The sequence below is a fragment of the Streptomyces sp. WI03-4A genome (assembly GCF_033792105.1).
In the GTDB taxonomy this organism is placed as follows: domain Bacteria; phylum Actinomycetota; class Actinomycetes; order Streptomycetales; family Streptomycetaceae; genus Streptomyces; species Streptomyces collinus_A.
In genome coordinates this window covers 1-11,461 of sequence record NZ_JARAUO010000082.1, presented here as the reverse complement: position 1 = coordinate 11,461, position 11,461 = coordinate 1, and the positions used below count along the sequence as shown (strand labels likewise).

The 11,461-nt window shown below is 74.0% G+C and carries 11 protein-coding genes; 3 read left to right on the top strand and 8 right to left on the bottom strand.

The features are described 5' to 3' along the window. The 7 genes from PV343_RS39810 to PV343_RS39780 form a co-directional block, all read right to left on the bottom strand. Positions 1-549: TerD family protein (locus PV343_RS39810; RefSeq protein WP_319151939.1), on the bottom strand; the 549-nt coding region annotated here is incomplete at its 3' end. Positions 550-642: 93 nt separating this feature from the next. Beyond that, the gene (locus tag PV343_RS39805; RefSeq protein WP_319151938.1) at positions 643-1,632 is read right to left on the bottom strand and encodes a zinc-dependent alcohol dehydrogenase family protein; all 990 of its coding nucleotides are present in this window, start codon (positions 1,630-1,632) and stop codon (positions 643-645) included. Further along, positions 1,629-2,474: a carbohydrate ABC transporter permease gene (locus PV343_RS39800; RefSeq protein WP_319151937.1), complete on the bottom strand. Its 846-nt coding sequence runs from the start codon at positions 2,472-2,474 to the stop codon at positions 1,629-1,631. Before PV343_RS39800 ends, PV343_RS39805 begins: the two co-directional genes overlap by 4 nt. Then, positions 2,471-3,406: a carbohydrate ABC transporter permease gene (locus tag PV343_RS39795; RefSeq protein ID WP_319151936.1), complete on the bottom strand. Its 936-nt coding sequence runs from the start codon at positions 3,404-3,406 to the stop codon at positions 2,471-2,473. The genes PV343_RS39800 and PV343_RS39795 overlap by 4 nt, the downstream gene beginning before the upstream one ends. Next, positions 3,403-4,773 (bottom strand): ABC transporter substrate-binding protein, encoded by a 1,371-nt coding sequence (locus PV343_RS39790; RefSeq protein ID WP_319151935.1) that lies wholly within the window; start codon positions 4,771-4,773, stop codon positions 3,403-3,405. The genes PV343_RS39795 and PV343_RS39790 overlap by 4 nt, the downstream gene beginning before the upstream one ends. 78 nt (positions 4,774-4,851) lie before the next feature. Next, positions 4,852-5,622, bottom strand: a complete 771-nt coding sequence (locus tag PV343_RS39785; RefSeq protein WP_319151934.1) for a DeoR/GlpR family DNA-binding transcription regulator — start codon at positions 5,620-5,622, stop codon at positions 4,852-4,854. Between the two features lie 266 nt (positions 5,623-5,888). Beyond that, positions 5,889-6,698 (bottom strand): NAD-dependent epimerase/dehydratase family protein, encoded by an 810-nt coding sequence (locus PV343_RS39780; protein ID WP_319151933.1) that lies wholly within the window; start codon positions 6,696-6,698, stop codon positions 5,889-5,891. A gap of 307 nt (positions 6,699-7,005) precedes the next feature. Here PV343_RS39780 and PV343_RS39775 point away from each other — a divergent pair, with 307 nt between their 5' ends. Beyond that, on the top strand, positions 7,006-7,947 hold the full coding sequence (locus PV343_RS39775; protein ID WP_319151931.1) for a 5-dehydro-4-deoxyglucarate dehydratase: 942 nt from the start codon (positions 7,006-7,008) through the stop codon (positions 7,945-7,947). Continuing rightward, positions 7,944-9,107, top strand: a complete 1,164-nt coding sequence (locus PV343_RS39770; protein ID WP_319151930.1) for a hypothetical protein — start codon at positions 7,944-7,946, stop codon at positions 9,105-9,107. Before PV343_RS39775 ends, PV343_RS39770 begins: the two co-directional genes overlap by 4 nt. A gap of 199 nt (positions 9,108-9,306) precedes the next feature. Here PV343_RS39770 and PV343_RS39765 read toward each other — a convergent pair whose 3' ends face one another. Further along, entirely contained in the window at positions 9,307-10,542 is a 1,236-nt protein-coding gene (locus tag PV343_RS39765; RefSeq protein WP_319151929.1) for an MFS transporter, read from the bottom strand. 158 nt (positions 10,543-10,700) lie between these two features. On the opposite strand from PV343_RS39765, the gene PV343_RS39760 reads away from it, so the two are divergent. Next, the gene (locus PV343_RS39760; RefSeq protein WP_319151928.1) at positions 10,701-11,282 is read left to right on the top strand and encodes a TIGR03086 family metal-binding protein; all 582 of its coding nucleotides are present in this window, start codon (positions 10,701-10,703) and stop codon (positions 11,280-11,282) included. Positions 11,283-11,461: the final 179 nt, after the last annotated feature.

The window sequence follows — 11,461 nt, the reverse complement described above, 5'->3', positions numbered from 1 at the left end:
GGCGGGCGGGGCGGCCGGCTGCTGCGGCGCGGCCGCGGGGGCGGCGGGCTCCTCCACCGAGACACCGAAGTCCGTCGCGATGCCCGCGAGGCCGTTCGCGTACCCCTGGCCGACGGCCCGGGCCTTCCAGGCGCCGCCCCTGCGGTAGATCTCCACGACCACCAGCGCGGTCTCGGTGCCGAGCTGCGGCGGTGTGAAGGTGGCCAGGACCGAGCCGCCGTCGGCGTCCCGGACCGTGGCGGTCGGCTCGATGCCCTGGAAGGTCTGGCCGGCCGCGTCCGGGCTGGCCGTGACCACGATCTTCTCGATCTCCGGCGGCACGGCGGCGGTGTCGACCGTGATCGCGTCGGGCGCCGCGCCGCCTCCGGACGTGTACGTCACGCCCGGCCCGGCCGGCTGGTTGTAGAAGATGAAGTCGTCGTCGGAGCGCACCTTGCCGTCGGCGGTGAGCAGCAGGCCCGACACGTCGAGCCGCACCGGGGCGGCGACGTCCACCGTCACGCGTGCGACCGGCAGAGGGATGTTCGAGCCAGGGGTCATAGCTGTCATGCCGGGTGAACGAACGACACCGCTTTACCGTTCCCTTACCGACGTCCCGGCGGCCCCGCGCCCCCCGATCGGCTCAGGGCACCCCCGGTCGGCTCAGGGCACCACCACGATCTTGCGGCCCACCCCGGCGGCGAACTGCTCCAGCGCCTCGGGGTAGCGCTCCAGCGGGATCCGGTCGCTGATGAACACCTCCGGGTCCAGCACCCCGCCCGCGAACAGCTCGGCCGCCCGCTCGAAGCTGTGCAGCACCGCCATGGAGCCGGTGACGGTGATCTCCTGGTTGTAGATCCGGTACGGGTCGATGGTGACCCGGGTCGCGTAGTCCGCCACCCCGAACTGCAGGAACGTGCCCGCCTTCGCCACCCGGTCCAGGCCGTCCTGGATCGCCGCCGCGTTGCCGGTCGCGTCCACGACCACGTCCCAGCCCTGCGGCCGGTCCAGGTCGTCCGCGCCGGCCGCCGCGCCCGAGACGCCGAGCCGGCGGGCCGTCTCCAGCCGGGCGGGGTTGACGTCCACCACGTCCACACTGGCCGCGCCGGTGCGCTTGGCCAGTTCGAGCATCATCAGGCCCATGGTCCCGGAGCCGTAGATCAGCACGTGCGCGCCGAGGCGGGCGCGCAGCACGTCGTACCCGCGCACCGCGCAGGACAGCGGCTCGACCAGGGCCGCGTCCTCGGTGCGCACGTGCTCGGGCAGCTTCACGCAGTTGGCGACCGGGGCGACGGCGTACCGGGCCGCGCCGCCCGCCGTGGTCACGCCGATCGCGGCCCAGCGCTCGCACAGGTTGTTGTGGCCGGTACGGCAGTAGCGGCACTCGTGGCAGTACAGGGAGGGATCGACGGCCACCCGGTCGCCGACCGCGGCCTCGGTGACCTGGGTGCCGACCCCGACCACCGTGCCCGCGAACTCGTGGCCGGGCACGATCGGCAGCTTGGGCGCGAACTCGCCCTGGAGGATGTGCAGGTCGGTGCCGCACAGACCGCAGGCCGCGACCTCGACAACGACCTCGCGGGGCCCGGGCGTGGGGTCCGGGACCTCGGTGACGACGGCGCGGCCCACGGACTCGATGACGGCGGCCTTCATTTCACGGCTCCCAATGACAGGCCCTGGACCAGCTTGTCCTGGGCGGCGAACCCCGCGGCGAGCACCGGCAGGGAGACGACGAGCGACGCGGCGCACACCTTGGCCAGGAACAGGCCCTGGCTGGTGATGAAGCCGGTCAGGAAGACGGGGGCGGTCCCGGCGACCACGCCCGTCAGGACCCGGGCGAACAGCAGTTCGTTCCAGCTGAAGATGAAGCAGATCAGGGCGGTGGCGGCGATGCCGGGCAGGGCGATCGGGGCCACCACGCGCGCGAGGATCACCGGCAGGGGCGCGCCGTCCACCCGGGCCGCCTCGATGACCGCCACCGGCACCTCGGCCAGGAAGGACTGCATCATCCACACCGCGATCGGCAGGTTCATCGAGGTGTAGAGGACGACCAGCAGCCAGATGTTGTCGAGCATCCCGGCGTTCCTGGCGAACAGGTAGATCGGCAGCAGGCCCGCCACGGCCGGCAGCATCTTCGTGGACAGGAAGAAGAACAGCACGTTCGTCCACTTGCGCACCGGCCGGACCGACAGCGCGTACGCCGCCGGCAGGGCGAGCAGCAGCACGCACACCGTGGACGCCACGGACGCGACCGTGGAGTTGATCAGCGCGGGCCACGGGCTCGCGCCGCCGCCGGTGCCGAAGAACTCGCGGTAGCCGTCCAGGGTGAGGGAGGCGGTGAGGGACGGCGGGTTGGTCGCCGCGTCCGCCTCGGAGTGGAAGGACGTCAGGGCCATCCACGCGATGGGCAGGAAGAAGACGACGCCGGCCAGCCAGGCCACCAGGCCGAGACCGGATCCCCGGCGCGCCCTGCGCCGTACGGCCGTTGCGCTCATGCGCGGGACACCTCCTCGCGGAACAGGGACGACACCACGCGCAGGGCGAAGGTCGCGATGACGATGGAGCCGATGACCACCAGGACGCCGGCGGCCGAGGCGAGGCCGTTCTCGTGGGCCTGGTAGAAGCTCTGGTAGACGGTGTAGGGCAGGTTCGCCGTGCCCAGGCCGCCGGACGTGAGGGTGAAGACCGCGTCGAAGTTCTGCACGATGTAGACCGACCCCAGCAGGGCGCCGAGTTCCAGGTAGCGGCGCAGGTGGGGGAGGGTCAGATGGCGGAAGACCTGCCAGTCGCTCGCGCCGTCGACCCGCGCGGCCTCGATCTGCTGCTGGTCCCGGCTCTGCAGTCCGGCCAGCAGGATCAGCATCATGAACGGCGTCCACTGCCACACCAGCGAGGCCTCGACCGCGAGCAGCGGGGTGTTCGAGATCCAGTCGGGCTGTGGGCCGCCCACATAGTGCAACAGCCCGTTGAACAGGCCGTATTCGGGGTTGTAGAGCACATGCTTCCAGAGCAGGGCGGCGGCCACCGGCACCACCAGGAAGGGGGCGATCAGCAGGGTGCGGACGATCCCCCGGCCGCGGAACCTGCGGTCCAGCAGCAGGGCCAGGGCGAGGCCCAGGACCAGACTGGCCAGCACCACCGCCACCGTGAGCAGCACGGTCGTCCACACCGAGTGGCGCAGGTCCGTGTCGGTCAGCACCTGGCGGTAGTTGGCGAGGCCGGTGAACCGGCGGGCCCTGGGATAGAGGGCGTTCCAGTCGAAGAAGGAGATCACCAGCGTGGCCACGAACGGCAGCTGGGTCACCACGATCATGAAGACCAGGGCCGGCAGCAGCGGGGCCCGGGTGACCCAGGCGCGCAGCCGGGCGGGGGGCTGCTTCGCCGCGCGTACGGCGGTGGCCGTGAGGGGAGCCGTCGTCGCTGTCATCGTCCCTCGTACTCCTTGGAGATCTTCTCTGCGAGCTGCTGGGACCTGCGCAGGGCCGCGTCCGTGGACTGGTGTCCGGCGATGGCCGCGCTGATCTCCTGGGAGACCTTGGTGCCGAGGTCGGTGAACTCGGGGATGCCGACGAACTGGATGCCGGGCGCGGGGCGCGGCTGCACGCCGGGGTCGTCCGGGCGGGCGCTCTCGATCGCCCGCCGGGTCATCTCCTGGAAGGCGGCGGCCGACCTGCGGTAGTCGGCGTTCGTGTAGGTCGACGCCCGCTTGCCCGCCGGGACGTTCGGCCAGCCGCTGGTCTGGCCGACCAGTCGCTCGTACCCCTTGCTCGACGCCCAGGAGACGAACTTCCACGCCTTGTCCGGGTTGTGGGAGGCCTTCTGGATGCCCCAGGCCCAGGTGTAGAGCCAGCCGGAGGACGGGGTCCGCTCCACGGGGGCGGGGGCGTAGCCGAGCCTGCCCCGGACCGGGGAGCTGTCCGCCTCCAGCAGGCCCGCCGCCGAGGTGGCGTCGTACCACATGGCGACCTTGCCCTGGGTCATGTCGTTGAGGCACTCGGCGAACCCGGACTGGGCCGCGCCCGACTCGCCGTGCGCACGGACCAGATCGACATAGAACTTTGTCGCCTTCACGAACTCGGGGGAGTCCAGGCGGGCCTTCCAGCCCTTGTCGAACCAGGTCCCGCCGAAGGTGTTCACCACGGTGGTGAGCGGGGCCATGAGCTCGCCCCAGCCGGGCAGTCCGCGCAGGCAGATGCCCTTCATGCCGGGGCGCGCGCCGTCCGCCTTCGCGGCGAGGTCGGCCACCTGCCGCCAGGTCGGGCGGGCGGGCATCTTCAGGCCCTTCGCGGAGAAGACGTCCTTGCGGTACATCAGGAAGGACGACTCGCCGTAGAAGGGCTGCCCGTAGAGCCTGCCGTCGTCGCCGGTCAGGGAGCGGCGCATCGGCTTCAGCACGTCCTGCTCGTCGTAGCCGGGGTCCCGGCCGACGTAGGAGTCCATCTCGTGCAGCCAGCCGTTGCGGGCGTAGATCGGTATCTCGTAGTTGGACAGGGTGGCCACGTCGTACTGGCCGGCCTGGTTGGCGAAGTCCTGGCTGATCTTGTCGCGGACGTCGTTCTCGGGCAGGACCGTGAAGTTGACCTTGATGCCGGTCTCCCGGGTGAAGTGGGCGGCGGTCAGCTTCTGCAACTCGGTCATCTGGGGGTTGTTGACCATCAGCACGTTGATGGAGTCGCCGCCGGAACCGGTCCCGCCGGCCCCGACCCAGCAGCCGGAGAGCAGCGGGGCGAGCAGCGTCCCAGCGGCGGCCGCGGCGAGCGCGGCTCGCGGCCTCCGTCGGCTCGGGGTGCGCATGAATCGCTCCTGGATGTATCGGTATATAAGGGGCGGGCTTCGGTGTGAAGCACCCCCGGGGGTGGGTGAGTCGGCGGTTCAGACCCGGATGACCTGCGGGCCCAGCAGGGAGTAACGGTTGGCCTCGGCGGCCGGCAGCAGGGTGCTCGTCACGATCGCCTCCAGCGCGCCGACCTCGGCGAACCGGCAGAAGCTGACGGCCCCGAACTTGGTGTGCGTGCCCGCGAAGACAGTGCGCCGCGCGGCCCGGATGGCCTGCGCCTTGACCTCGCTGACCGCGGGGTCCGGGGTGGTCAGACCGTGTTCGCGGGAGATGCCGTTGGCGCCGATGTAGGCGAGGTCGACCACGAAGCCGGCCAGCATCTTCGTCGTCCAGTGGTCGACGGTGGCCAGCGTGCCGGCCCGGACCCGCCCGCCGAGCAGCAGCACCTGGGTGTGCTCGGCCTCGGCGAGGGCGCCCGCGACCGGCAGGGACGCGGTGACCACGGTCAGCGGCCGGTCCGCGGGCAGCGCCTCGGCGATGAGCTGAGGGGTGAAGCCCTCGTCGACGAACACGGTCTCCGCGTCGCCCAGCAGCTCGGCGGCGGCGGCCGCGATCCTGCGTTTCTCGGGCACGTGACTGGTCGCGCGGAAGGCGAGCGTCGTCTCGAAACCGGCGCTCTCCACCGGATAGGCGCCGCCGTGCGTACGCCGGACCAGGCCGTGGTCCTCCAGCGCCCGCAGGTCGCGCCGGATGGTCTCCTTGGCCACGCCCAGGACGGCGGCGAGCGCCGTGACGTCGACCGAGCCGGTGGCGCGCGCGGCGCGCACGATCTCGCGCTGGCGCTCTTCCGCCGTTCTGGTACTCATGCCGTCACCCGCTTCTTCCTCCGGAGCCGCCCGTTCGGGCCCTGGGGGAATTTCTACAGCGGGGGTGCGGCGCCGACCAGGTCTGTTGCGGGTCCGATGCTGCCCGGGTGTGCCCGTTCGCCGTGCGCTGTGCCCGGCTCGGACCTGCGCGGCCGTGCGCGGCCGCGTCTGAGCGGGCGGCCCGGATGCCCGAACACGGCGGCGGGCGGGCCCGTTCGGTGCCCGCCCGCCGCGCGGGTGGCCGTTTCCGGCCGTCCGAAGGCGCCTCAGTACGGCCAGATGGGCGGGTCGTTCACGAAGTGGCCGCCCAGGTGGCTGTGGGCCGGGTTGTCCGGGTCCAGCTCGCCCTGTTCGGCGATCAGCTTGTCCGCGTACGGCTCGGAGTCGTCCCGCGGCTCGTAGCCGAGGGCCCGCGCGGACGTGAGGTCCCACCACAGGCGGGTGTTGGCGGAGGAGCCGTGGACGACCGTGTGGCCGACCCCGTCGGCGGTCAGGGCCGCGTGGAAGAGGCGGGCGCCGTCGGCCGGGCTCATCCACACCGAGAGCATGCGCACGCTGGTCGGCTCCGGGAAGCACGAGCCGATGCGCACCGAGACGGTCTCCAGGCCGTGCTTGTCCCAGTAGAGCTGGGCCAGGTCCTCGCCGAACGACTTGGACAGGCCGTAGAAGGTGTCCGGGCGGCGCGGGGTGTCGACGGGGATCAGCGCCTCGCCCGGCCGCGGGGCGGGGGTGAAGCCGACGGCGTGGTTGGAGGAGGCGAAGACGATCCTCGGCACGCCTTCGAGGCGGGCGGCCTCGTACAGGTGGTAGGTGCCCTCGATGTTCGACCGCAGGATCTTCTCGAAGGGTGCCTCCAGGGAGATGCCCGCGAGGTGCAGGACCGCGTCCACGCCCCGCACCGCCTCGCGCAGCGCCTCCCTGTCGCCGAGGTCCGCGGTGATCGCGTCCGGCGCGCCCTCGACCGGCCGCACGTCGAACAGGCGCAGGGTGTAGCCGTACTCCGGCAGCAGGGACCGCATCAGCGTGCCGAGCCCGCCGGCGGCGCCGGTGAGCAGAACGGTGCGGGGAGCGGGCATCCTCGGTCTCCTTGCTGTCCTGGGCGAAGTCCTGCGCTGATCCTGCGGCGAGCCCTGTGCCGACCCTGTGTCGACGGCACGCGTACGGTTCGCGTGCGTAGCGGGCATTCACATCCGTAGACGCAGGGTCACGCTAAAGAGGGTCGGGCGCCGGGTCAAGTGTGCTGTGGCGTGCGGGAATCCGCCGCGGTGCCGCCGGTGTGACCGCTTGACCGCCCCGGAGGGTGCCCCGTAGCGTGAAGTTGTTCATGAATATGGACGCAGATCAGGAACATGCACCGATGACCTGCACCGACAGGGAGCGCCCGTGACGCCAGCCCCTCTCGCCGCCCGGTTCCGCGACCCGAGCGGGCCGCTGTTCTTCCCGGTCACGGCCTACGGCCCCGACGGCACCGTGGACCTCGACGTCTACCGCGCCCACGTGCGCCGGGGTGTCGCGGACGGTGCCGCCGCCGTGTTCGCCTGCTGCGGCACCGGGGAGTTCCACGCGCTGCTGCCCGAGGAGTTCGAGGCCTGCGTCCGGGCGGCGGTGGAGGCGGCCGGGGGGCGGGTCCCGGTGGTCGCGGGCGCGGGGTACGGCACCGCGCTCGCCGTCCGCTACGCGCGCCTCGCCGAGGACGCGGGCGCCGACGGGCTCCTCGCCATGCCGCCCTACCTCGTGCAAGCCCCCCAGGAGGGGCTGCTGCGCCACTACCGGGAGATCGCCGCGGCCACCGCCCTGCCGGTGATCGTCTACCAGCGCGACAACGCCGTCCTCACCCCCGCCACCGCGGTCGCCCTCGCCCGCACCGACGGCGTCATCGGTGTCAAGGACGGCCTCGGCGACCTGGACCTCATGCAGCGGATCGTCAGCGCCGTGCGCACCGAGGCCCCCGGCGACTTCCTGTACTTCAACGGCCTGCCCACCGCCGAGCAGACCCAGCTCGCCTACCGCGCCCTCGGCATCACCCTGTACTCCTCCGCCGTCTTCTGCTTCGCCCCCGGGATCGCCGTCGCCTTCCACCGGGCCCTGGCGGACGGCGACCAGGACACCGTGCGCCGCCTCCTGGACGGGTTCTACCGCCCCTTCGTGGAACTGCGCGCGCAGGGCCGCGGCTACGCCGTCTCGCTCGTCAAGGCGGGCGTACGGCTGCGCGGCCTGGACGTCGGCGAGGTGCGCCCGCCGCTGCACGAACCGTCCGAGGACCACGTCGAACGGCTGGCCCGGCTGATCGAGCGCGGACACGCGCTGCTGGAGGGGGACGCGTGAAGGCGTCGGCGTTCGTCTACCCATGGGACGTCGGCGGGGACCCGGAGGCCCCCGCCCGCATCGCCGCCCTCGGCGTCGAGCAGGTGACCCTCGCCTCCGCCTACCACTCGACCCGCGCCCTCACCTCCCGCCACCCGCGCCACCGCATCGTCACCGCCGAGTACGCGGCCGCCCTCTACCCGGTCGGCCACCGCTGGGCGGGCCGCGGGCTGCGGCCCTACCCGGCCGGCCGCTGGGCGCCCGGGGACGCCTACGGGGAGGCCGCCGGGGCGCTCGCCGCGGCCGGTCTCGAGGTGCACACCTGGGTCGTCCTCGCGCACAACTCCCGTATGGGCGCGGAACATCCGGACACCTCGGTCGTCAACGCCTACGGCGACCGCTACCCGTGGGCCCCCTGCATCGCCCAGCCCGCCACGCGCGCGTACCTGGTCGACCTGGCCGCCGAGGCCGCCGTGCGCCCCGGCGCGCGGGGCACCGAGCTGGAATCCCTGGGCTGGTACGGCCTGCAGCACCTGCACGCCCACGACAAGACCGCCGGGGTCGGTCTCGGGGACGCCGGGCAGTACCTGATGTCGCTCTGCTTCTGCCCGGCCTGCCGGAGCGGGTACGGCGAAAAGGGCCTCGACGCCGACGAACTGGCGGCCGCCGTGCGCGACGCCCTCGAACCGCTGTGGCGCGGCGCCGCCGACGACGGGGGCTGGCCCACGGTCGGCAAGCTCCTCGGCGAGGACCGGGCCGCCGCCACGCGCGCGTGGCGCGACACCACCGCCCGCACCCTCCAGGAGCAGGCCGTCGCCGCCGTGCGCGCGGCCGCGCCCGACGGCTTCCAGGTCCTTCTGCACGCGGACCCGGTGCCCTACCACTGCGGCGCCAACGCGGGCGTCGACCCGGCCCACGTCCTCTCCGTCGCGGACGGCGTGGTCGTGCCGTGCACCGCGGGCCCGGCCCTGCTGACCCCCTTCGCCGAGCGGGCCCGCGCGGACACGGTCCTGGCCGCCAACCTCACGGTGGTCGCCGGCATGGGCGGCAGCCCCGGCACGCTCACCGAGGACGCGGCCCGCGCCCGCGCCCTGGGGGCGACGGAACTGCGCCTGTATCACGTGGGGTTGGCGTCCGACGGCGACCTCGCGGCGGTACGAGCGGCGCTGGCCGCGCGCTGAACGGCGGGCGGCCCCGGGAGCGGGATTCCGGCCGCCGGCCGCGCGGTGGCGCCCGGCACGCGCGCGTGCCTCGGGAGTGGGGCAACGGGGGCTGCCTCACTCGGGGTTGCCGGCCGCCGGCCGCGCGGTGGCGCCCGGGCGCGGTCGTCGCGGACGCGGCACGGGCGTTCGCCGTGGGAGTGACGCAACGGGCGCTGCGTCACGCGCGGTCGGCGTCCGGCCGGGACCCCGACGCGGGGCGTGGCGTGGTGGGCGGTCGGTGGGCGGTGAGGGTGGCCGCCGTCAGCAGGAGTGCCGAGGCGGTCAGGAGACACAGGGGGACGGGGCCGGCCGGTCCGGCCAGGGCGGCTCCGGCGGCGAGACCGGCCACGTTCGGGGTGAACAGCACCGTGTGCGCGGTGGCGGTCGCCCGGCCCAGCAGCGGCCCCGGCGTCTCCCGCTGCACGGCGGTGAGCGCGGCGATCAGGACGCACGGCAGCCCCAGCCCGACCGCCGCGCCCGACACCAGGACCACCGGGTCCGAGGGAACGGCGCGCGCCGCCACCCCGGCCGCCGTCAGCGTGATCCCGGCCGCCGCGAACCGGGGCCCGCCCAGCCGCCGCAGCGCGGGGCCCGAGACCAGCCCGGCCGCGACCGAACCGGCACCCTGGACGGCGTACAGCACGCCCAGGTAGGCGGGGGAGTGGCCGAGACGGTCCACGACGGCGTACAGCGTCGTGCTGCCCAGCGCGGCGCACAGCATCGTCGCACCGCCCGCGCCGACCAGCGGCCGCAGCCCCCGGTGCCCCCACAGGCGGCGCACGCCCTCCGCCGTCTCCCGCCACCAGCCGGCACCGGAGCGGACCGGGCGCCCCTCGGCCGCCCGGAGCAGGGCGCACAGCCCGGCGGCGGCCACGAAGGTGACCGCGTCGAGGCAGGCCACGGCCGGGCCGCCGCCCACCGTGTAGAGGCCCGCCCCGGTCAGCGGGGCGACCAGCTTCATGCCCTCGGTGACCGTCGTGCGCAGCCCGTTGAGGTCACCGAGCAGGTCAGGGCCGACGGCCGCGGCGACCAGGGCCGACTCGGCGGCATCCAGGACGACACCGGCGGCCCCGTACAGGAAGAGCACCGCGAACAGCAGCCACAGACGGCCGGGCGAGCGGACCGCGAAGAGGGCGGGGAGCAGGACGGCCAGGCCCAGGTTCAGGGCGACGAGCAGGGGCCTGCGGCGGCAGCGGTCGGCGAGCGTGCCGAGCGCCGGGCCCGCCGCGGCCGGCGCCCACAGGACGAACACGCACAGCGCGGCCAGGCCGTCCGAACCGGTGAGGTCCTTGACCCACACGCCCGACGCCAGCCACAGCGAGGAGGTGCCGAAGGCGGACACCAGCGAGCCGGTCAGGCACAGGACGGCGTTGCGGTCCCGCAGCACGCGGGGCACCGTGGAGGAGATCGTCATGCCCGCCCATCGTGGGTCTGAGGAGGGCGCGCGGGCATCGGGCACCTGCCCCATGCCGCGGGACGACGGCGGCGGGTCTCCGCCGGACCGATGAGTTTCCCCGCGCTGTGCGGTCAGCACTCCGTACGGGTACCGCACCAACCATCGAGGAGCCAGGCATGTCCGACCACCTGCTCGACCTCGGCCCCCAGGCCCGGATCGTGGCGCAGCTCGCCGAGGCCGTGACCGACGACCAGCTCTCGGCCCCCACCCCCTGCCCCGACCTGGCCGTACGCAACCTGCTGGGTCACCTGCTCGGGCTGTCCGTCGCCTTCCGCGACGCGGCCCGCAAGGACCTCGGCGCCACCACCGACACCAGCCCGGACAGCGTCGTGCCGGACATCGGCCCCGGCTGGCGCGAGGAACTGCCCAAGGCGCTGGACGAGCTCGCCGACGCCTGGCGCGACCCGGCCGCCTGGACCGGCACGACCCGGGCGGGCGGGATCGACCTGCCCGCCGAGATCGCGGGCCCGGTCGCCGCCGACGAACTGGTGATCCACGCCTGGGACCTCGCCCGCGCGACCGGTCTGCCCTACACCCCCGATCCGGCCGCCCTCGGCGCGTCCCTCACCTTCCTCCGGGCCGCGGCCGCCAACCCGGAGAACAGCCCGTTCGGCCCGCCGGTCGCCGTCCCCGAGGACGCGCCGCTCCTCGACCGCGCGGTGGGCCTGAGCGGACGGGACCCGGGGTGGCGGCCGTAGCAGCCGGGGTGGCGGCCGCAGGCCCGGGGGCGGCGGCCGTGGCACCGCTCGGGCCGCCGCCTGGGCCGCGTCCGGGGCCGCCGCCCGTACGGTGACCCTGCTGTCGGCCGGGCAGCCGCCGGGCGCCCCCGGCGACACCCTCAGCCGACGTCAAGCGGATCGGCGGCAAACGTGTCTAC

Coding starts and splice junctions, on each gene's coding strand:
- PV343_RS39805 (WP_319151938.1), bottom strand. CDS start 1,632: ATGAAGGCCGCCGTCATCGAGTCCGTGGGCCGCGCCGTCGTCACCGAG.
- PV343_RS39800 (WP_319151937.1), bottom strand. CDS start 2,474: ATGAGCGCAACGGCCGTACGGCGCAGGGCGCGCCGGGGATCCGGTCTC.
- PV343_RS39795 (WP_319151936.1), bottom strand. CDS start 3,406: ATGACAGCGACGACGGCTCCCCTCACGGCCACCGCCGTACGCGCGGCG.
- PV343_RS39790 (WP_319151935.1), bottom strand. CDS start 4,773: ATGCGCACCCCGAGCCGACGGAGGCCGCGAGCCGCGCTCGCCGCGGCC.
- PV343_RS39785 (WP_319151934.1), bottom strand. CDS start 5,622: ATGAGTACCAGAACGGCGGAAGAGCGCCAGCGCGAGATCGTGCGCGCC.
- PV343_RS39780 (WP_319151933.1), bottom strand. CDS start 6,698: ATGCCCGCTCCCCGCACCGTTCTGCTCACCGGCGCCGCCGGCGGGCTC.
- PV343_RS39765 (WP_319151929.1), bottom strand. CDS start 10,542: ATGACGATCTCCTCCACGGTGCCCCGCGTGCTGCGGGACCGCAACGCC.
- PV343_RS39760 (WP_319151928.1), top strand. CDS start 10,701: ATGTCCGACCACCTGCTCGACCTCGGCCCCCAGGCCCGGATCGTGGCG.